The sequence below is a fragment of the Streptosporangium sp. NBC_01755 genome (assembly GCF_035917995.1).
In the GTDB taxonomy this organism is placed as follows: Bacteria; Actinomycetota; Actinomycetes; order Streptosporangiales; family Streptosporangiaceae; genus Streptosporangium.
This window is the reverse complement of sequence record NZ_CP109131.1, coordinates 2,969,932-2,990,571: the sequence shown is the minus strand read 5'-3', so window position 1 is coordinate 2,990,571 and position 20,640 is coordinate 2,969,932. Positions and strand designations below refer to the sequence as shown.

General features: G+C 69.9%; 17 protein-coding genes. 6 read left to right on the top strand and 11 right to left on the bottom strand.

Annotated features, from left to right (window positions below):
- Positions 1 to 175 precede the first annotated feature (175 nt).
- Complete coding sequence (purM, locus tag OG884_RS13680) at positions 176 to 1,201, bottom strand: phosphoribosylformylglycinamidine cyclo-ligase (RefSeq protein ID WP_326645620.1); 1,026 nt, start codon at positions 1,199 to 1,201, stop codon at positions 176 to 178.
- 43 nt (positions 1,202 to 1,244) lie between these two features.
- Positions 1,245 to 2,690: an amidophosphoribosyltransferase gene (purF, locus tag OG884_RS13675; protein WP_326645619.1), complete on the bottom strand. Its 1,446-nt coding sequence runs from the start codon at positions 2,688 to 2,690 to the stop codon at positions 1,245 to 1,247.
- Between the two features lie 160 nt (positions 2,691 to 2,850).
- Here purF and OG884_RS13670 point away from each other — a divergent pair, with 160 nt between their 5' ends.
- On the top strand, positions 2,851 to 3,876 hold the full coding sequence (locus OG884_RS13670; RefSeq protein WP_326645618.1) for a hypothetical protein: 1,026 nt from the start codon (positions 2,851 to 2,853) through the stop codon (positions 3,874 to 3,876).
- A 32-nt stretch (positions 3,877 to 3,908) separates the two neighbouring features.
- Here OG884_RS13670 and OG884_RS13665 read toward each other — a convergent pair whose 3' ends face one another.
- Positions 3,909 to 4,364: a sterol carrier family protein gene (locus OG884_RS13665; RefSeq protein ID WP_326646919.1), complete on the bottom strand. Its 456-nt coding sequence runs from the start codon at positions 4,362 to 4,364 to the stop codon at positions 3,909 to 3,911.
- A 168-nt stretch (positions 4,365 to 4,532) separates the two neighbouring features.
- Between OG884_RS13665 and OG884_RS13660 the strand changes: the two genes are divergently transcribed.
- Positions 4,533 to 6,626, top strand: a complete 2,094-nt coding sequence (locus tag OG884_RS13660) for a PhoX family protein (protein ID WP_442811677.1) — start codon at positions 4,533 to 4,535, stop codon at positions 6,624 to 6,626.
- Positions 6,627 to 6,763: 137 nt separating this feature from the next.
- On the opposite strand, the gene OG884_RS13655 is transcribed toward OG884_RS13660, so the two are convergent.
- From OG884_RS13655 to OG884_RS13640, 4 genes are all read right to left on the bottom strand, one after another.
- Complete coding sequence (locus OG884_RS13655) at positions 6,764 to 7,375, bottom strand: hypothetical protein (protein WP_326645615.1); 612 nt, start codon at positions 7,373 to 7,375, stop codon at positions 6,764 to 6,766.
- Between the two features lie 66 nt (positions 7,376 to 7,441).
- Positions 7,442 to 8,905 (bottom strand): MFS transporter, encoded by a 1,464-nt coding sequence (locus OG884_RS13650; RefSeq protein WP_326645613.1) that lies wholly within the window; start codon positions 8,903 to 8,905, stop codon positions 7,442 to 7,444.
- 263 nt (positions 8,906 to 9,168) lie between these two features.
- Positions 9,169 to 9,837 (bottom strand): Crp/Fnr family transcriptional regulator, encoded by a 669-nt coding sequence (locus OG884_RS13645; RefSeq protein ID WP_326645611.1) that lies wholly within the window; start codon positions 9,835 to 9,837, stop codon positions 9,169 to 9,171.
- A gap of 57 nt (positions 9,838 to 9,894) precedes the next feature.
- The gene (locus OG884_RS13640; RefSeq protein WP_326645609.1) at positions 9,895 to 11,943 is read right to left on the bottom strand and encodes an adenylate/guanylate cyclase domain-containing protein; all 2,049 of its coding nucleotides are present in this window, start codon (positions 11,941 to 11,943) and stop codon (positions 9,895 to 9,897) included.
- A gap of 248 nt (positions 11,944 to 12,191) precedes the next feature.
- Here OG884_RS13640 and OG884_RS13635 point away from each other — a divergent pair, with 248 nt between their 5' ends.
- Positions 12,192 to 12,512, top strand: coding sequence for a hypothetical protein (locus OG884_RS13635; RefSeq protein WP_326645607.1), 321 nt, complete (start codon positions 12,192 to 12,194; stop codon positions 12,510 to 12,512).
- 255 nt (positions 12,513 to 12,767) lie between these two features.
- Here the strand turns inward: OG884_RS13635 and purL are convergent, their stop codons facing one another.
- The 4 genes from purL to purS form a co-directional block, all read right to left on the bottom strand.
- A complete protein-coding gene (gene purL / locus OG884_RS13630; protein WP_326645605.1) occupies positions 12,768 to 15,023 on the bottom strand; it encodes a phosphoribosylformylglycinamidine synthase subunit PurL in 2,256 nt (751 codons plus the stop codon).
- Complete coding sequence (purQ, locus tag OG884_RS13625; RefSeq protein WP_326645603.1) at positions 15,020 to 15,703, bottom strand: phosphoribosylformylglycinamidine synthase subunit PurQ; 684 nt, start codon at positions 15,701 to 15,703, stop codon at positions 15,020 to 15,022. Before purQ ends, purL begins: the two co-directional genes overlap by 4 nt.
- A 197-nt stretch (positions 15,704 to 15,900) precedes the next feature.
- Complete coding sequence (locus OG884_RS13620; RefSeq protein ID WP_326645601.1) at positions 15,901 to 16,368, bottom strand: ATP-binding protein; 468 nt, start codon at positions 16,366 to 16,368, stop codon at positions 15,901 to 15,903.
- 142 nt (positions 16,369 to 16,510) lie between these two features.
- Positions 16,511 to 16,756 carry a phosphoribosylformylglycinamidine synthase subunit PurS gene (purS, locus tag OG884_RS13615; protein ID WP_326645599.1) on the bottom strand — a complete coding sequence of 82 codons (246 nt, stop codon included), beginning with the start codon at positions 16,754 to 16,756 and terminating at the stop codon, positions 16,511 to 16,513.
- A 300-nt stretch (positions 16,757 to 17,056) separates the two neighbouring features.
- On the opposite strand from purS, the gene pdhA reads away from it, so the two are divergent.
- From pdhA to OG884_RS13600, 3 genes are read left to right on the top strand one after another with little or no spacing between them, the layout of a single operon-like run.
- Entirely contained in the window at positions 17,057 to 18,148 is a 1,092-nt protein-coding gene (gene pdhA, locus OG884_RS13610; RefSeq protein ID WP_326645597.1) for a pyruvate dehydrogenase (acetyl-transferring) E1 component subunit alpha, read from the top strand.
- Positions 18,145 to 19,122: an alpha-ketoacid dehydrogenase subunit beta gene (locus tag OG884_RS13605; RefSeq protein WP_326645595.1), complete on the top strand. Its 978-nt coding sequence runs from the start codon at positions 18,145 to 18,147 to the stop codon at positions 19,120 to 19,122. Before pdhA ends, OG884_RS13605 begins: the two co-directional genes overlap by 4 nt.
- 14 nt (positions 19,123 to 19,136) lie before the next feature.
- On the top strand, positions 19,137 to 20,555 hold the full coding sequence (locus OG884_RS13600) for a dihydrolipoamide acetyltransferase family protein (protein ID WP_326645593.1): 1,419 nt from the start codon (positions 19,137 to 19,139) through the stop codon (positions 20,553 to 20,555).
- Positions 20,556 to 20,640: the final 85 nt, after the last annotated feature.

Sequence of the window (20,640 nt, the reverse complement as noted above, 5' to 3'; positions counted from 1 at the left end):
GGGTTTCGGTTTGACGGTGAGCGGGGCACCCGGTGGTGAGCACAGAGCCACCGGGTGTTCTTCTCGCTGGGAGTCGACAATATGCGGCGCTCCGGTGGTCCGGGGCGCTTTTCGTCGTACTCGACTCACACCGGCCCTTCCCCGCCCCGGGCGGGGGCGGGGAAGGGCCCGAGGGTCATCGGAAACGTGCCTGCCCAGAGCCCTCGACGATCTCGCCCAGCACCCAGGCCGGAAGGTTCCGCTCAGCGAGCAGCGCCAGGGCGGGCTGCACGGCCTCCGCGGCGACGACCGCGGCCATGCCCACGCCCAGGTTGAACGTGCGGTCCATGTCGGCCTGGGCCACCCCGCCGTGTCCGGCGAGCACCTCGAAGACGGCGGGCGGGGTCCATGACGAGCGGTCGAGCAGCGCGTCCAGCCCGTCGGGCAGCGATCGGGACAGGTTGCTCGCCAGGCCGCCACCCGTGATGTGCGCGTACGCGTGGACGTCGACCTTGCGGGCCAGCTCCAGGCAGTCGAGCGAGTAGATCCTGGTCGGCTCCAGCAACTCCTCGCCCAGCGTCCGGCCCAGCTCGGGCAGCTCGGCCTCCAGCGACAGCCCGGCCCGGTCGATGATGTGCCGGACCAGCGAGTAGCCGTTGGAGTGCACGCCCGAGGAGGCCAGCGCGAGGACCACGTCGCCCTCGCGCACCCTGTCCCGGCCGAGCATCCGGTCGGCCTCCACCACGCCGGTGGCGGCGCCCGCGAGGTCGTACTCGTCGGCGCCCATGGCCCCGGGGTGCTCGGCGGTCTCCCCGCCGATGAGGGCGCAGCCCGCCAGGCGGCAGCCCTCGGCGACGCCACCCACGATCTCGGCGATCCGCTCGGGAACGACCTTGCCGCAGGCGATGTAGTCGGTCATGAACAGCGGTTCGGCACCGCAGACCACCAGGTCGTCCACGACCATGCCGACCAGGTCGAGGCCGATCGTGTCGTGCTTGCCCAGCCGCTGGGCCAGCATGACCTTGGTGCCGACGCCGTCGGTCGACGTGGTGAGCAGCGGCCGCCGGTACGACAGCAGGGCCGAGGCGTCGAAGAGGCCGGCGAAGCCGCTGGCGTCGTCCACGACCTCGGGCCGCCGTGCCCGCGCGACCTTCGACCTCATCAGCTCGACGGCGCGCTCACCCGCGTCGATGTCCACTCCTGCGGCCGCGTAGCTGGTCATGGGGCCTCTCTCGTCGGCCGGGCGGTCTGGCCGCCTGACCTGCTCAATGCTTGGCCTCCAGCACGTATTTGCCCACATTGTCCTGGTCGATCGGAATCGGGTAGTTACCGTCGAAGCAGGCGCGGCAGAGCCGGTCGGCGGGGATCGTGGTGGCCTTGGTCAGGCCCTCCAGCGAGATGTATCCGAGCGAGTCGGCGCCGAGCGAGGCGCGGATCTCCTCCACGCTGAGCGAACCGGCGATCAGCTCGGCCCGGGTGGCGAAGTCGATGCCGTAGAAGCACGGCCAGCTGACCGGCGGGGAGGAGATCCGGACGTGCACCTCCCTGGCACCCGCCTCGCGCAGCATCTTGACGATCGCCCGCTGGGTGTTGCCCCGGACGATCGAGTCGTCCACGACGACCAGGCGCTTGCCCGCGACGACCTCCTTCAGCGGGTTGAGCTTCAGGCGGATGCCCAGCTGACGGATCGTCTGGGACGGCTGGATGAAGGTCCGGCCCACATAGGAGTTCTTGACCAGGCCCTGGCCGTACGGGATCCCGCTCGCCTCGGCGTAGCCGACGGCGGCGGGGGTGCCCGACTCGGGCGTGGGGATGACCAGGTCGGCCTCGACCGGGTGCTCACGGGCCAGCATGCGGCCGATCTCGACGCGCGTGGTCTGCACGCCGCGCCCGGCGATCGTGGTGTCGGGGCGGGCCAGGTAGACGTACTCGAACAGGCAGCCCTTGGGTTCGGCGAGCGCGAACTTTCGCGAGCGCACGCCGCGCTCGTCGATGGTGATCAGCTCGCCCGGCTCGATCTCGCGGACGAACGTGGCGCCCACGATGTCCAGTGCCGCGGTCTCGGAGGCGACCACCCAGCCGCGCTCCAGGCGCCCCAGGACCAGCGGGCGGACGCCCTGGGGGTCACGGGCCGCGTAAAGGGTCCTCTCGTCCATGAAGACGAGCGAGTAGGCGCCCCTGACCTGCGGAAGAAGCTCGGCGGCCGCGTCGTCGATGGGCTGGCTGCGGTCCTGGGCCAGCAGCGACGTCAGCACCTCGGTGTCGGTGGTCGCCCGGGTGGAACCCGGGGCCAGACGCCTGGCCAGCACCGGGGTGTTGATCAGGTTTCCGTTGTGGGCGAGGGCCAGCCCGCCGCCCTCGGTCGAGCTCAGCGTCGGCTGCGCGTTCTCCCAGACGCTCGATCCGGTCGTCGAGTAGCGGCAGTGACCGATCGCCAGGTGGCCGCGGAGGGTTCCGAGCACGGACTCGTCGAAGACCTGGGACACCAGCCCCATGTCCTTGTAGACGAGGATCCTGCTGCCCTCGCTGACCGCGATGCCCGCGGACTCCTGACCGCGGTGCTGCAGCGCGTACAGCCCGTAGTAGGTGAGTTTGGAGACTTCCTCCCCAGGAGCCCAGACCCCGAAGACGCCACATGCGTCCTTCGGAGGCCGGTCGTGGGGGTCAAGGTCATGGCTCAGATGGCCGTCGCCCTTCAACACATGCTTCATTCTAGGTCGGCTTCTTCCCTGCTCGCACCTAGGGTCCGTTCCGTGGCATGTCGCACCCTGACCGAACAATCATCGGTATTTTGCCGTGTCGGCCTGTTTCGTCGGCGGGTGACAGGGGAGTGTGAGATATCCGGCATGCCCAAGCGTCGGGAGAGTAGACGTGACAACACCTGTGGACCCGAACCAGCCCGACCCGCGGCAGGAGCCGGATCCCGAGTCGCCCGTACCCGATCCCAGTGAGGCGCCGACCTGGCCGCCGTCCCCCGTTCCCGGGGAACCGAGGGTGCCGCCGCATCCGGACACGCCGGTCGCGCCAGAGGTCCCTCAGCCCGACCAGGCCGGTGATCCGGACGCCCCGAGGGGGGACGAGACACCCGAGAAACCGGAGTCCGGTGGGCGGGAGGGGGGAGTTCCCTCGCCGGAGGAACGGCCGCCCCACCCCGTGCCCGGTGCCACGCCCGCCGCGTATCCCGGCTGGGAGGGCGCCTCGGAGGCTCCGGGCGGTCCTGACCACCCCGGCCCCGCCCAGCCCTCGCGCTACGAACCGCCTGAGCCCTCCGAGGAACCCGCGGCCCAGCCTCGGCCCACCGAGCCCGCCGCCGGTGGTTTCCAGGCGGATCGGCCGCCCGCTCCCGGAACTCCCCAGCAGGGCTATTCGGGCCGGCACGGCTACGGGGAACAACCGAGATACGGGGAGGCCCAGCAGGCCGGGCAGCCCTACGGAGGTCCCGGCCCGCAGACGCCGTCCGCGGTGGGCCCTTACCAGCCGGCTCAGGGCGCGGCAGGCCCCTACCAGCCGCCGCCGTACCCGCCGCCTGGCGCGCCCGCCTATCCAGGCGCCGCGCCCTACCCGGCGTATCCGGGTGAGGGGCGCAGGCAGGGTGACGGGCTCGGTACCGCCGCGCTCGTGCTCGGGATCGTGGCCATCGTGTCGCTCATCGCCTGCGGCCTCGGCGTGCTGGTGGCGATCGTCGGTCTGGTCGTCGGCATCATCGCACTCGCCAAGAAGTCCGGCCCGGGCCGGGCCTGGGCGGGCATAGCGCTGAGCGTCCTCACTCTGATCATCGCCGCGGTCTTCCTGAGCTGGCTTTACAGCAAGGTCGGCGACTGCGCCAACCTGCCACCGGAGCTCCAGCAGCGCTGCATCGAGGACAGGTTCGGCGTCCGGCTCCGGCCCGCCCCTTGACGATCCCGCCACGCGCCTGGGAACGGCGGGAGCTATCGCAGCGGCAGATGGTCCGACAGGTCGGCGCGGGCTCCGCTCGCGGCGACCTTGCCGGTGGCCATCGCCGCAGGCCAGGTCAGCCGGCCGGTAGCCAGATCCAGCCAGGTGCGCGCGTCGGTCTCCACCACGTTGGGCGGGGTGCCACGGGTGTGACGGGGACCCTCCACGCACTGCACCGCCGCGTAGGGCGGGACCCGGACCTCGACGGTCCGGCCGGGAGCGGCCGTCGCCAGCGCGTCCAGCAGGTGCCGTACGGCGAAGCGGGTGATCTCCCGTTCCGGGCGGATCTCGCGCTCGAAGGCTCGCAGCACCACGCTCACGCAGGCGTCCAGCAGCGCCGTGACTCCGGTAGGACCGTCGTAGAGCGGCTCGTCGAGGGCGCTCAGCTGGGTGTCGAGGGCGGCGTGAACCTTGGCGGCGTCGGGCTTGTAAGGTGGCACGCCCTCCATGATGCCCGCCGGAGCGGCCCGTCCCGACGACAGGACGCCTCTGAGCTGCTCGATCCCGGTGACACCGGGCAACGGTTCATTGCCTGGGCAAATGCCGTTCACCTCCGGTTTGGCTGGCGCACGTAGCGTCCGGGCCGTACGATCCCGCCCCCTTTTTTGGAGGATCCTGTGGCGAACATGTCGCCGCGCCGCCCGCTGCCCCTGCTCATGAGCCCTCACAAGGGGGGCCGCAGCGCGCTCACCTGCCGGTTTCGTTGCGGTGACCAGTGCGCCCACGATGTGATGAACACCAGTGACAACACCTACTTCGGCGACGTGGTCGCCGAGGCGATGACCCGGCGCGGGATGCTGCGCGCGGGTGCCCTGGGCGCCATCGTCGCCGGGGTGGGGATCGGTACGGCGCTCCCGGCCGTCGCCGCCCCGGAGCCGGAGGCGAAGACCTTCGGATCCGGCGGGGGCCACGGCCATGGGAACGGTCAGCAGGGTGGCCTGCGCTTCGCCGCCGTCGCGCCGAACACCGACGACAGGGTGACGGTCCCCGCGGGCTACCTGTCGGCGGTCGTGGTGCGCTGGGGTGACCCGGTGCTGCCGGGCGCCCCGGCGTTCGACTTCGAGAGGCAGACGGCCGCCGCGCAGGCCAGGCAGTTCGGCTACAACTGCGACTACGTGACGCTCTTCCCGCTGGGACAGCGGCGCGGCCTGCTCTGGGTCAACCACGAGTACACCGACGAGAACCTGATGTTCCGCGGTTACACGGACGGCACCTCCGCGACGGAGGAGCAGATCAGGATCGCGATGGCCGCGCACGGCGGCTCGGTGGTCGAGGTCGAGCGGGTGGGCGCGTCCGGCCAGTGGAAGCTGGTCACCCGGGGCCCCCGCCGCTACAACCGTCGCATCACGGTGCACACCCGTATGAGGTTCACCGGCCCGGCGGCCGGCAGCGACCTGCTGAAGACCGCGGCCGACCCGAGGGGCACCACGCCGGTCGGCATGCTGAACAACTGCGCGGGCGGCACCACGCCGTGGGGCACGGTGCTCAGTGGCGAGGAGAACTTCAACCAGTACTTCGTCAACGGCAACGGTGTGCCCGAGGCGCAGAAGCCCTACCTCACCCGGTACGGGGTGAGCGCCACGACGGGCATCCCGAATGGAAACCGCAGGTTCGACCGGGTCGAGGACCGTTTCGACCTGGCGAAACACCCGAACGAGATCAACCGTACCGGGTGGATCGTGGAGATCGACCCGTTCGATCCGGACTCCACCCCGATCAAGCGCACCGCCCTGGGCAGGATGGCCCACGAGGGCGCCACCACCTCCCTGGCCGCCGACGGCCGGGTGGTGGCCTACATGGGGGACGACTCCCGGTTCGAGTACGTCTACAAGTTCGTCTCCAGGAAGCGCTACATTCCCGGCTTCGACCGGAACAACCGGGACCTGCTGGACGACGGCACGCTGTACGTGGCCAGATTCACCGGGAACAGCCCCGCCACGGAGATCGACGGCACCGGCAAGCTCCCGGCCGACGGGCGGTTCGACGGCTCGGGCGAGTGGATCCCGCTGGTCACCGGTGACGTCTCGCACGTACCGGGGATGACGGCCGCGGAGGTGCTCGTCTACACGCGGGTGGCGGCCGACAAGGTGGGGGCGACCAAGATGGACCGCCCCGAGGACGTGGAGCGCAACCCCGTCACCGGTGGCGTCTACGTGGCGCTGACCAACAACACCAACCGGACTCCTGCCCAGGTGGACGAGACCAACCCGCGCCCGGCCAACAAGCACGGTCACGTCCTGGAGATCGTCGAGCGGCGCGACGACGCCGGGGCCACCACCTTCGCCTGGTCCCTGCCGCTGGTCTGCGGTGACCCGAACGACCCCGCGACCTACTTCGCCGGGTTCGACAAGACCATGGTCTCGCCGATCTCCTGCCCGGACAACGTCGCCTTCGACGCCGACGGCAATCTCTGGATCTCCACGGACGGCAACCAGCTCGGTGCCCACGACGGCCTGTTCGTCATGCCGGTCCGCGGTCCCGAACGCGGCTACCTGAAGCAGTTCCTGAGCATGCCGGTCGGCGCGGAGACCTGCGGCCCGCTGGTCAGCGCGGACCAGCGCAGCGTATTCGTGGCCGTGCAGCACCCCGGCGAGACCAACGGTGCCACCCCCGAGGCTCCCAGCAGCCACTGGCCGGACGGCGGCACCTCCCAGCCCCGCCCGTCCGTGGTGGTCGCCTGGCACGCGAGGGGCGGCAAGATCGGCTCCTGACCGCCGTCTGTGCTTCCGGGGGGAGGCACGGGGTCCTGTCCCGGCGGCTCCGGTGAGAGCCACCGGGACAGGACCCGGCATTGCCCGGGGAACCGGTCCCCCGGGAAGCCGGCGATACCGGGTCGCCGGTGGGGCGTTCAGTCGAAGAACTGCCAGATGCTGAACCTTCGTACGAAGAGTGGGGCGAAGGCCCGGCCGGTCACCCGGATCCGCCTGATACGGGTCTGTTTGTTCATCGTGACCTTCACGCACTTCAGGCAGGCCCCGTGGGGTCCGGGCAAGGCGAAGTAGGAGATGGACGCGCCGCGGTGTGCCAATCCCCTGTCGGAGAGTCCTACCCCGATCTCCCGGTAGAGACGGTTCGACCCCTTCAGGTTGAACGCGGTGGAGCCGATGATCGCGTGGTTCGACGAGGGAGGGCAGTGCACGAATATCCGGACGTGACTGGCCTGCCGGGGCCACGGGGGCAGGACGCGGAGCGACGGGACGTTCTTCAACGCCTTGGGGATGGTGTTTCTGCCCCCTATAGTGGGAATTGACACTGTCTGGTTGGTTTTGGTGGTGACGCTGGTCGTGGCACCGGACGTGGATGTGGCGCTGAGGGTGGGCGTAGTGCTGGGCGTGGTGCTGGCGTTGGGGGTGGCTGTGGCGCTGGGCGTGGTTGTGGTGCCGGGGGTGGGTGCGGGTGCGGGTGCGGGACCCGGCCCGGCCACGCGCGGTGGGTTCTCTCCTGCGAGGAGAGCCCGCATGATCTCCCGGCTCCTGCTCCGGGGCGCGATCCCGCTGTCCGCCCGCCCCGCGGCGAGCGCTGACCCTCAGGCCCGGCGGCGGGGACGGGCCAGGGAGGCCGTCAGGGCGCCCGCCAGGGTAACGGCGAACAGGACGGCGTAGGTCCGCTGGAAGCCGGTCACCAGGTGCTCCACGGCGACGGGGGAGAGGCGCGACAGCGTGCCCGCGTACACCTGCCCGCGAAGCTCGGCACTGACCGAGCCGGTCAGGACGCTGAGTGTGAGGGCGACGCCCAGCACGATCCCGACATTCATGATCATGAGCCGGAAGCCGTTCACCACTCCCAGACTCTCCGCGGGCAGGGCGGCCATGACCTGGGTCGTGTTGCCGGTTATGAAGGTGCCGCTGCCGCAGCCGCACAGGAACAGGCCCACCCCGATGATCCAGTACGGCGTGGCGGGGGCGGTGTTCAGGAGCAGGATGCCCAGCCCGGCCGCGCTCATCAGGGTGCCCCCCACCGAGAGCGCGTACGGCTTGATCCGGCGGCCGAGGGCACCCGCGGCCGGGGAGGCCAGAGCCATGCCGATCGGGACGGGGAGCACGCCCAGGGCCGCGGTGACGGCGTCGATGCCCCTGGCGGCCTGGAAGTAGAGGGCGACCAGCAGGATCAGCGCCGAGCGCGCCAGCGCGTTGCAGAAGGAGGCGAGGTTGGCGAAGGCCAGCATGCGCTCGCCGAACAGGCGCAGGTTGAGCACGGGATACGACGCCCGGCGCTCCACCACGACCAGCACCGGGACCAGCACCACCGCGATCGCCGCACCGACGATCACCACGGGGCCGGACAGACCCTGCGACCCTACCTCGGACAGCGCGATCAGAGCCGCGGAGAGGGCGGCGAACACGATCAGGTTGCCGAGCGCGTCCACCGGCCGGCGGGCCCCCCGTGGAACCCGGCGTAGCGTGAACGCTCCCCAGACAAGGGCGGCCAGCCCGGCCGGCACGTTGATCCAGAAGATCCACTGCCAGCCGGCGGCCTCGGCGATGAGGCCGCCCAGGGTGGGGCCGGCGAGCTGGGCGACCGAGAGGGTGCCGATGTAGACGCCCATGCCCTGGCTGAGCCTGTCCGGAGGGAAGGCGTCGGTGATGATCACGGTTCCGTTGGCAAGGACCATCGCGGCCCCGATCGCCTGCACGGCGCGCATCGCGATCAGGAACCAGATGTCGGGTGAGAGCCCGGCCAGCAGTGATCCGACGGTGAACAGGACGAACCCCGCCAGATAGATCTCCCGTCGGCCGAGCAGATCGGCCACCCGGCCGAAGAACACCAGCGTCGCGGTGTTGACAAGGAGGAAGGCCAGCAGGACCCAGCCGGCCGCGAACGCGTCCGCATGGAAGTGCCTGACCACGGTGGGAAGTGCGACGTTCAGTGTGCTGCCGGAGATGCCGATCATGACCATACCCAGGCTGGTGACCGAGCAGACTCGCCACGCATAGCGGAGTTTGGATAGGTATTCAGGGGATCCAGGCAGGTCTTGGGGGATTGCGACCATGAGTCACAGTCTGACGTACGTTGTACGTCGATCTTGATCCAGATCCGCTTTAGAGCACGTCTGCCCCGTCGGCGCCTCGGGTCAAGCCCCCGGCGTGGGCGACGGCTGGGTGGCGGATCGGCTCCGCCGGAGGAGATCGTCGTGCTCGTTGCCGTCGCCGGGGACCGTGCCTGTCACCTTGCCCCGCGCGGCGAGGGCGTGCCTTCCCGCTCGTGGGCAGGCGCGCCCTCGCGCCGGTCGTCCGGTGTGCCGCCGGCGCGCTCTCAGCGCGCCCGTCTACGCAGGCCCTCCATATCGTGGATGATCACGCGGCGGCGGCCCGTCTCGATCAGCCCACGGTCGCGCAGGGAGCGCAACGCCTTGCTGACCGCCTCGCGGGAGGCTCCGGTCCAGCCGGCCAGCTCGTCCTGGGAGAGCGGCAACATCACCCGGACCCCGCCGTTGGCGGGCTCGCCGTACCGCTCGGCCAGCTCGACCAGCCGGGTGGCCACGCGGCCCGTGGTGTCGAACGCGCCGTACTCGATGCGCTTACGGTCGGAGTCGCGCATCTTGCCGACCACCATCCGCACGAGCAGCACCGCGACTCTCCCGTGGTCCCGCAGGTAACCGGGAAAGTCGTGGACCGTGACTCCTTCGACGGGTTCGAGGGCGGTGATCGTGGCGGACCTGGGCAGCCCGTCGATCGCCGCGAACTCGCCGAGCAACGCCCCGGGGCCTCGTATCGCGAGGACCACCTCGCTGCCACTCGCGGTGTGCGAGGACACCTTGACACGACCGGATGTCAGGACGAGCACCCAGTCGCTCACATCACCCTCGGTGCACATCGTCGCGCCCCTGTCCCAGCGCCGGGAGTGCCCGGCGGCGTACAGGGCCGCTACCTCATCGCTTGTGAGCAACGTGATGAACTCACCCGGTTCGGGGGAGGAAGTCATAACCACCTCGTGGCGATCTCGATCGTGTCCGTACGGCTCCCGAGGCGGGAGGTGCTTCTACGAGAGCCCGGACAGCACGTGGGCATGGACGGGTTGTTCCCTGCCCTTGAGGTTGAGCAGGCCCAGGGAACGGCTCTGGGCCCGGGGGCCGATCAGGTCGAGGGTGCTCTGGCCGATCACGACGCTGCCGGGATCGGCGATCCCCTCAAGTCTTGCGGCCACGTTGACACAGTCGCCCATCGCGTTGAAACCGCGTAGCTCGGGGCTGCCGATGTTTCCGACAAGCGCCTCACCGGTATTGATCCCGATCCTGAAGCGAGGATAGCCGGGCATCCCCGTCGCGATCTCCTCGGCCGCCTCCTGCATCGCCAGGCCCGCCCGCACCGCGGCGAGGGCGTGGTCGGACTGCCGGGCGGGGGCATTGAACAGCGCGAGCAGCGCGTCACCCACGAACTGCACGATCGTGCCGCCGTTGCCGAGCACGATGGGCACGGCCGCGGTGTGGTAACGGTTCAGCATCTCGACGATCTCGCCGGGCGCCACCCGCTCGGAGAAGCTCGTGAATCCCTTCAGGTCGGCGAAGAGCGCGGTCAGCTCCACCAGTTCGCCGCCGAGAGCCGCGGTCTGCGGGTCGGCCAGCAGCGACTGGGCCACGTCCGGCGACATGTACTGCCGGAAGAGGGTCTCCAGCTCGCGGTAGAGACGGACGTTCTCCAGGGAGATGGACAGCTGACCGGCCAGCATGGTGGCGAGCGCCTCGTCCTGCGGGGTCCTGCCGATCGGCACCTCCAGTGCCCCGGCGAGCCTGCCCTGCACGGTCAAGGGGTGGACGACCCTCCCCTCCAGCCGGATCGGCTGGTCGTCGGGGAAGTCCCGCGGACCGTACTCCCTGGAGTTCACGGTGACCCGGCCGTTGTCGACCAGCTTGATCCGGACGTCTCCATACGCCTGCCGCACGCGACCGAGGCTCTGCGCCAGCAGTTCACGCTCCGGCAGGCCCACCCGGGCCTGCCGGCCCGTGTCGACCAGCGCGGCGAGCCTGTCGGTCAGCTCCCGCTCGTTGGCCAGCGCCTCACCCGCCCGGTCGAGCACCGCCACCTGGGACTCGGTGAGCCCGAACTTGCCCGCCAGCCTGTTCGCGATCGGAACCCTGCTCTCCTCCCTGCGCCGCAGGTGGCCGACGAGCTCCTCCAGAGCGGCCTCGTAGTCGGCTCTGATCCTGCGGACCGTCGCCGACAGTGCCACCGAGTCGAACAGTCCGGCACTCGTGCCCTCCCGCCGGAACTGCAGGTAGGCGCTGTAGGCGACGAAGAGGAACGCCGTGGTCAGCAGCACGTGCCAGAGCCACCACGACAGGTGCCAGTTGCGGTGGGACAACCCCGCGACCAGGGACTCGGCGAGCAGCGCGTACGCGGTGACCAGGCTGATCAGCACGACCGCGGGACGGCTGCGGTGCAGCTGGAACATCATCGCGGCCGCCACCACGTACAGGGCCACCCCGATCCACTCCAGGCCGCCCAGGCCGGTGCCCCCGGGAGGCGAGTCGCTCAGCGGGGTCAGGCCCGGCACCAGGCAGGCGATCCCCCACCCGGTGATCAGGGTGGCCAGACCGCCGCGCAGCCACATCTGGTGCCTGAGGACGGTCTCGGCCGCTCGGTCCCTCAGGGGCAGCGCCGATGTGAACGCGAACACCGAGGCGATGAGGAGACCCACCGGGTGGGACAGGTCGAACCCGTAGCTGGGGGTGCCCAGGATGATCCCCGGCGTGGACAGCCCGTGCACCAGGAAGGATCCGGCGCTGCTCAGGAAGACCAGCGAGACCAGGAGCAGGCGTGCGTCCGCCCGTCTGGCCGATGCCTCGCTGATCATGAGGCCCAGGGCCAGGTTGATCCCGGCGACGGTGATGATCAACCAGAAATGACTGGGATTGTCCTGTAGAACGATGTTCAGGTCGGGTTGGGCCAGTAGCAGCCAGAGTCCGAGCATTGGCAGTGCCAGGTGCAACACCCACACCAGGGTGCGGACCGGCTGGGTCGCAGGCGGCAGGTACGGTTCCCGGCCGGAACGGTCTCGGGTGACCGTGTCCGTCGGGTTGATGGTCGGCACGGTGGCCTCCGCGTCTGGAGAACCCGTTGGTTCCCTGTGTTGTTCGTCCACGCCCAGCGGGCAGGTTCCCCCGAACGGTCCGATTATTCCGCACGCGGCCGTTGACGGCAGACATCTGGACATTCGGACATCTGGGCTTCCGAGATTGAAATGTGATGTTTCACCGGTAAACCATTGGAGCGGTTGAATCGTGTACCACTCGTACCTCTCCCATCACGCCAGACTCTGGTGTCGCAGAAGGAAGCCCAGTGGCTATCAAGTTGCCGGGCGGACGCACGCTCGCCGTCATGACCGTTGGTGTACTCGCTGGAACGTTGTTCACCGCGAGCGGCAGTGCCGTAGCCTCGTCGGCGGCCGCGGAGATCCACGCGTGTGTCCACAAGCAGACGCGCTACACCCGCATCGTCAACGCGACGGCCAAGTGCAGGCCCACCGAGATCCGGATCAGGTGGGGCCAGGAGAGCCTCCGCGCCCACTTTCTCCGGTGGCAAGCCGAGCGGCTGGTCCGTCTCCGTCGAGGCGAACTCCGGCTCCGACGACGACGACAGGGACGGCAGGGAAGACGGTAAGACCTCCGGGGGCACCACCAGCGGCCACGGAGGGAGCGGCAAGATCCAGGGCACCGTGTACGTGATCTGCGCGGCCGCCTGATCACCCGACCCGTTCGCGGGAACGCGACGGGCGGGTGACGCGGTGGGGACCCGTCGTCCTCACCGCGTCGCCCCCCGGCACCGACCGTGTGATCCATATAGATCGGTCAGGCCCCGCACCGTCATGTGACGGTGCGGGGCCTGACCCGTAAGCGCACCTCGTACGGGAGACGATCAGCCGAAGATGCCCGGCAGGGTGGAGATGTGGGTCTGGCGGAGCTCGGTGACCGGGATGTCCAGGACACCCTTGACGCTCAGGGAGTCACCGCCGGTGGCGCCCAGGCCGTAGCAGGGCACCTCGTGGGCCGCGCACAGCTCGGCGAAGGCGTCGAACGAATCGGGCCTGACGGTCACCAGCGCGCGTGCCGACGACTCGCTGAACAGCTCGACGAACGCGTCGTCGCCCGTCAGGGAGACCGCGCAGCCGATGCCCTGGGCGAGGCAGGCCTCGGCGAGGGCGATGGCCAGCCCGCCGTCGGACAGGTCGTGGGAGCCGGTCAGCAGCCCCTGCGAGGCGGCCTTGGTCAGGACGAGGGCCAGGTCGCGCTCCGAGGCCAGCCGCACCTTGGGCGGCAGGCCGCCCAGGTGACCGTGGGCCACGTGCGCCCACTCCGAGCCGCCGAACTCCGCCTCGGTCTCGCCGAGCAGCACCACCCTGTCGCCGTCGCCGGTGAAACCGGACCGCACGCGGGTGGACACGTCGTCGATGACGCCGAGCACGCCGACGACCGGCGTCGGGTGAATCGGCACGGATCCCGTCTGGTTGTAGAAGGAGACGTTGCCGCCGGTCACCGGGACGCCGAGGGTCTTGCAGGCGTCGGCCAGGCCACGCACGGCCTCGGCGAACTGCCACATGACCTCGGGGTCCTCCGGCGAGCCGAAGTTGAGGCAGTTGGTCACCGCCAGCGGCGTCGCGCCGGTGGTGGCCACGTTCCGGTACGCCTCGGCGAGGGCGAGCTGGGCTCCCGCGTACGGGTCGAGGCGGGCATAGCGGCCGTTGCCGTCGGTGGCCAGCGCGATTCCCCGCTTGGTCTCCTCGGCGCCGGGCATGGCCTCGCTGATGCGCAGCACGCCCGCGTCGGCGGGCTGGGCCAGCACGGTGTTGCCGCGGACGTAGCGGTCGTACTGGGAGGTGACCCACTCCTTGGACGCCAGGTTCGGCGAGCCGAGGAGCTCCAGCAGCGCCGCGCGCAGGTCGGTGGGGCGGGCGAGGCGCTTGGGGGTGTCGCTGTTCAGCGCGATCTGGCCGGCCGGCTCCTGGAACGGCCGCTCGTAGACCGGGCCCTCGTCGGCCGCGGTGCCCGGCGGGATGTCGACGATGGTCTCGCCGTGCCAGGTCATCACGAGGCGGCCGCCATCGGTGACCTCGCCGATTACGGTCGCGGGAATGTCCCATTTCGCGCAGATCGCCATGAAGGCGTCGATGTCGTCGGGGGTGACGACCGCCATCATGCGCTCCTGCGACTCGCTCATCAGGATCTCCTCGGGCCGCAGCGAAGGATCGCGCAGCGGCACCAGGTCGAGCCTGACGTTCATGCCGCCGGTGCCCTTGGCCGCGAGCTCGGTGGTCGCGCAGGAGACGCCCGCGGCACCGAGGTCCTGGATGCCGACGACCACGTCCGCCTGGTAGAGCTCCAGGCAGCACTCGATCAGCAGCTTCTCCATGAAGGGGTCGCCGACCTGGACGCTGGGACGCTTGGCATGCGACTTGTCCTCGAACGTGGCCGAGGCCAGCACGGACGCGCCACCGATGCCGTCGGGGCCGGTCAGCGCGCCGAACAGGACCACCTTGTTGCCCGGTCCGGGGGCCACCGCGAGCTTGATCTGGTCCTTGCGCAGCAGGCCCACGCAGAGGGCGTTGACCAGCGGGTTGCCGATGTAGCAGGGGTCGAAGACGACCTCGCCGCCGATGTTGGGCAGGCCCAGGCAGTTGCCGTAGTGGCTGATGCCCTCGACCACACCGGGCAGCACCCGCCGGGTGTCGTGGGCGTCGGCGCCGCCGAAGCGGAGCGCGTCCATCACCGCGACCGGCCGGGCGCCCATCGACATGATGTCGCGGACGATGCCGCCGACGCCGGTCGCCGCGCCCTGGTGGGGTTCGACGTAGGACGGGTGGTTGTGCGACTCGATCTTGAAGGTGGCGGCCCAGCCGTCACCGATGTCCACGACCCCGGCGTTCTCCCCCATGCCGACGAGCAGAGCAGCCGAGGAGGGAGCCTTGGTGGCGAACTGGCGCAGGTGCACCTTGGACGACTTGTAGGAGCAGTGCTCGCTCCACATGACGCTGTAGATGGCCAGCTCGGAGCCGGTGGGACGGCGGCCGAGGATCTCGCGGACCCGCTCGTACTCCTCGAGCTTCATGCCCAGCTCGGCGTACGGCTGGCGCTCGTCGGGGGTTTCCCCGGCACGCTTGACGGTGTCAAGATTCACGCGTTCACCAGCTTCTTCAGGATCGAGGAGAAGAAGGCGCGCCCGTCGGTGCTGGGCGCGCCGGTGAGGTCCTCGACGGCGTGCTCGGGGTGCGGCATGAGGCCGACGATGTTGCCGGCCTCGTTGCGGATGCCCGCGATGTCGTTCAGGGAGCCGTTGGGGTTGCCGCCCGTGTAGCGGAAGACCACCTGGCCACCCGCCTCCAGCGCGCCCAGGGTCGCCTCGTCGGCGACGTAGCGGCCCTCCCCGTGCTTGATCGGCAGCACGATCTCCTGGCCCTCGGTGAAGTCGGAGGTCCAGGGGGTGGAGGTGCTCTCGACCCGGATGCCCTGGTCGCGGCAGATGTAGTGCAGTCCGGCGTTGCGCATCAGCGCTCCGGGCAGCAGATGGGCCTCGCAGAGGATCTGGAAGCCGTTGCAGGTGCCCAGCACGGGGAGCCCGGCCCTGGCGGCGGGGATCAGCTCCTCCATCAGCGGCGCGAACCTGGAGATGGCCCCGCAGCGCAGGTAGTCCCCGTAGGAGAACCCGCCTGGCAGGAAGACCGCGTCCACCCCCCTGAGATCGGGATCCGCGTGCCAGAGCGGCACGGCTTCGCCACCCGCCTGGCTTACGGCGCGGGCCGCGTCCTGATCGTCAAGCGTTCCGGGAAAAGTGACGACGCCCACGCGGGCAGCACTCATGGCAGCGTTCCCCTCCACAAACGGGCGCCGCGCCGGCGTCTCTCACATCGGACGTCGGTCTGCGGCGGTGCTTCCAGGCTATCCGCTCCGGGCGAGCGGTCATGCGCGGAGTGCCCGATCACACAACCGGGCGGACGGGAGGGACCTTCCTGTCGTCCGTACGGCCGGTGGAGCCGGATTCTCGCCGGGAACCGGGGCTATACGGCGGCGAGCACCCGGTCGCGGGAGAAGGCGGCGTCGTCGTCCCAGTCCAGATGCTTGCGCAGGTGCACGACGGTGCCCCTGCCGGGCGCGATGTCGAAGGAGATCTCGTCCACCACCGCCTGCATGATGAGCAGGCCCCTGCCGTTCTCGACGTCGGCCGACGGGTAGTGCTCCGGCACTCTGACGAGGCCCTGGCCCCGGTCGATGATGCGAACGTCGCAACGCCCGTGGCCGATGGCGGCCTCGACCTCGTAGCGGTTGGCCGGACCTCCGTGCCGCACGGCATTGGCGCACGCCTCGGTCACCGCGAGCAGGATGTCGGAGACGCAGTCCTCGGTGACGCCGAGTGAGCGCAGGGAGTCACCGAGTGCCCTGCGGACCATCGGGATGCCGATGGCCTGTCGTGGCAGAGCCAGCGAGAACTCCATGTCCACCGGTTTCCTCCCGGGGTCAGACGTCACCTCGTGAAGGCTTCCCTGCAGAATCCGGGCTAACCGCAAAATAACCGTAATGTTATTGACTAGTGGTCAAGCCGTGGGATTGCTCCACCCATATGGCCGGATATAGGCGGATCTGGGGGGTTGATCTGCGGGGAGTGACGGCCTAGGACTCGACGGTGACGGTGTACTCCTCGATCACCGTGTTGGCGAGCAGGGTTTCGGCCATTTTCCGGACGTCCGAAAGTGCCGCCTCATCGGCGGGCCCTTCGATCTCCACCTCGAACCGCTTGCCCTGCCGTACCGCTGAGACACCTACGAGGCCGAGCCGAGGCAGCGCGCGGGCGATCGCCTGCCCCTGCGCGTCGAGAATCTCGGGCTTCAGCATGACGTCGACGATGACGCGCGCCACGGCGTTCCTCCTGGTTGCGACGGGGACGGTTCGGCGCCTCAAGAGTAACGGGCTCCGGCCGCGCTCAGGCGCGGGGGCCGGACCCGCGCCACGCGGACGAAATGGGCGGGTGAAAGGGAACGCGCGGGGAACGGGGAGCATATGGACGCCGAGGCAGGTCTTGCGCACACGTATATGACCTCTGCCACGATGGCCACAAGCGCGTACGAACCACCATCAGACGGGTCGAACGCGTCGCGAATCGGCCGGACAGCGGTGGCGAACCCATCCCAGACGGCCCCTAGCACACAGGAGTGGCACGTGACAGCCGACGCCTCTCGTGGTGCGGAAGCACCCCCGGAGCTCATTCAACTGCTGACCCCGGAAGGAGAACGGGTCGAGCACCCCGACTATGACATCGACCTGACCCCGGAGGAGGTCCGCGGCCTCTACCGGGACCTGACCCTGGTCCGCCGCGTCGACCTGGAGGCCGTGGCCCTGCAACGCCAGGGCGAACTGGGCCTGTGGGCATCGCTACTCGGGCAGGAGGCCGCGCAGATCGGCTCCGGCCGGGCGCTGACCGAGGCCGACATGGCATTCCCGACCTACCGCGAGCACGGGGTGGCCTGGTGCAGGGGCGTTGACCCGATCAATCTGCTCGGCCTGTTCCGCGGCGTCAACCACGGTGGCTGGGACCCCGCTGAGCACAACTTCCACCTCTACACCATCGTGATCGGCAGCCAGACCCTGCACGCGGTCGGCTACGCCATGGGCATCCAGCGCGACGGCGCCGAGGCCGCCTCGATCGTTTACTTCGGTGACGGCGCCACCTCCCAGGGCGATGTGAACGAGGCGTTCATCTGGGCGTCCGTGTTCAACGCGCCGGTGGTGTTCTTCTGCCAGAACAACCAGTGGGCCATCTCCGAGCCGCTGGAGAAGCAGACGCGCATCCCCCTGTACCGCAGGGCCAGCGGGTTCGGGTTCCCCGGTGTCCGGGTCGACGGCAACGACGTCTTCGCCTGCCTGGCCGTCACCCGCAAGGCGCTGGCCGAGGCCAGGTCGGGGCAGGGACCCATGCTGATCGAGGCGTTCACCTACCGGATGGGTGCCCACACCACCTCCGACGACCCGACCCGCTACCGGGTGGCCGCCGAGCTGGAGGCGTGGAAGCTCAAGGACCCGATCGAGCGGGTCAGGGCCTACATGTTCAAGAACCAGATCGCCGACCAGGAGTTCTTCGACGCGATCGACGCGGAGGCCGACGAGCTGGGACGGGACGTCCGCAAGCGCTGCCTGGAGTTGCCCGATCCCGAACCGCTGGCCATCTTCGACCATGTCTACGCAGAACAGCACTCCCTGATGGACGCCGAGCGCGCAGAGTTCGCCACCTATCTGGAGGGCTTCGAGGCATGACCATTCTCACGCTGGCCAAGGCGCTCAACGAGGGTATGCGTAAGGCCATGGAGGACGATTCCAAGGTCCTCGTCATGGGTGAGGACGTGGGCAAGCTCGGCGGGGTGTTCCGGGTGACAGACGGCCTGCAGAAGGACTTCGGCGAGCAGCGGGTCATCGACACCCCGCTGGCCGAGTCGGGCATCATCGGGACGGCCATCGGTCTCGCGCTCCGGGGCTATCGCCCGGTCTGCGAGATCCAGTTCGACGGGTTCGTCTTTCCCGCGGCCGACCAGATCATCACGCAGCTCGCCAAGATGCCGCTGCGCTCGCTGGGCAAGCTGAGACTGCCGGTGGTCGTCCGGATTCCCTGCGGCGGCGGCATCGGCGCGGTGGAGCACCACAGTGAGTCGCCCGAGGCGTACTTCACACACACCGCGGGCCTGCGCGTCGTGGCCTGCTCCAACCCGGCCGACGCCTACACCATGATCCAGCAGGCGATCCGCTGCGAGGACCCCGTCATCTTCTTCGAGCCCAAGCGGCGCTACTGGGAGAAGGCCGAGGTGGATGTCGACTCCTCCGGCTGGATCCCCTTCGACGAGGCCAAGGTGGTGCGGCAGGGCACGGACGTCACCCTGCTCGCGTACGGGCCGATGGTGAAGACCTGCCTGGAGGCCGCGAAGGCGGCCGAGGACGACGGCCGGTCCCTGGAGGTCGTGGACCTGCGCTCGCTCAATCCGCTCGACGTTTCGAAGATCACGGAGTCGGTGCGCAGGACCGGGCGCTGCATTGTGGTGCACGAGGCGCCCGTCTACAACGGTTTCGGCGCGGAGATCGCCGCCCGCGTCACCGAGGAGTGCTTCTACAACCTGCAGTCCCCGGTCCTGAGGGTCGGAGGGCCCTCCACCCCTTACCCGCCCTCGCGGCTTGAGGACCACTACCTGCCCGACCTGGACAGGGTCCTGCACGCCGTCGACCGCGCGTTCGCGTTCTAGAGGAGGGGCTGGGTATGAAAGAGTTCAGACTCCCCGACGTGGGAGAGGGACTGACCGAGGCGGAGATCGTCCGCTGGCACGTGAAGGTCGGAGACCCGGTCAAGGTCAATCAGACCATCGTGGAGATCGAGACCGCCAAGGCGGTCGTCGAGTTGCCCTGCCCGTTCGAGGGCGTCGTGGCGGCCCTGATGGCGGACGAGGGCGAGACCGTGGACGTCGGCAGGCCGATCATCTCGGTGGACGACGGCACCGGTCCCGGGGCTCCCGAGGCCCCCGTTCCCGTCGTGGAACGGGCCGAGGTACCGGCCGACGACATGGTGCCCGCACCACCGGCCGAGACGCGACAGCCGGTGCTGGTGGGCTACGGCGTCAAGCCGGGCGCGGCCAAGCGCCGCCCCCGCAAGCCGTCGTCGTCCGGCGCCTCTCCCGTCGGCGGCTCCTCCGGTACGCTTCCCGCGGGCGCTTCCTTCACCGGTACGCCTGCCGGGGCGCGGTCGCCCGAGGTGGTGCCGTCCGGCCTGAAGGGGGCCGGCACCGGCCCGGTCTCACCACCGGAGAGTGTCGCGGTCCTGGCGAAGCCTCCGGTGCGGAAGCTCGCCAGGGACCTGGGCGTCGACCTGACCGCCCTCACCGGGACCGGCCCGCACGGCTCGATCACCAGGGACGACGTCCAGACCGCACTCGGTGCCGCGCCGGCCGGGGCGCAGGCGCCGGCCGTGACGCGGGAGGGGGAGGACGAGGAGCGGATCCCGGTCAGGGGGGTGCGCAAGGCGACCGCGCAGGCCATGGTGGCCTCCGCGTTCACGGCGCCGCACGTGACGGAGTTCCTCCAGGTGGACATGACGGCGACCATGGACGCGGTCCGGCGCCTCCGGGACCTGCCCGACTTCGCCGAGGTCAAGGTCTCGCCGCTGCTCCTGGTCGCCAAGGCCGTGCTCGTCGCCGCCCGCCGTCATCCGATGATCAATTCTGCCTGGGACGAGGCCCGTCAGGAGATCGTGGTCAAGCACCGCGTCAATCTGGGCATCGCCGCGGCCACCCCGCGCGGCCTGCTCGTGCCCAACGTCAAGGACGCACACCTCCTGCCGCTACCCGGCCTGGCCGGCGCCCTCGGTGCCCTCGCCGAGACCGCCAGAGCGGGCCGCACCCAGCCCGCGGACATGGCCGGGGGCACGATCACGATCACCAACGTGGGTGTCTTCGGGGTGGACGCGGGCACCCCGATCCTCAACCCCGGCGAGTCGGCGATCCTGGCCTTCGGCCAGGTCAGGGATATGCCGTGGGTGGTGGACGGGCAGGTCGTGCCGCGTAAGGTCTGCACGCTCGCGATCTCGTTCGACCACCGGGTCGTGGACGGGGAGGTCGGCTCGCTGTTCCTGCGTGACGTCGGCGCCATGCTTGAGGACCCTCTCCGCATGCTCGCCTGGGGGTGACCCGGTGATTCCTCCGCCTCCCGAGGGGACTTTCCCCGGGAGGCGGAGACAGGCGACGGCCAAGCCCGGACCGTTCGAATACAGG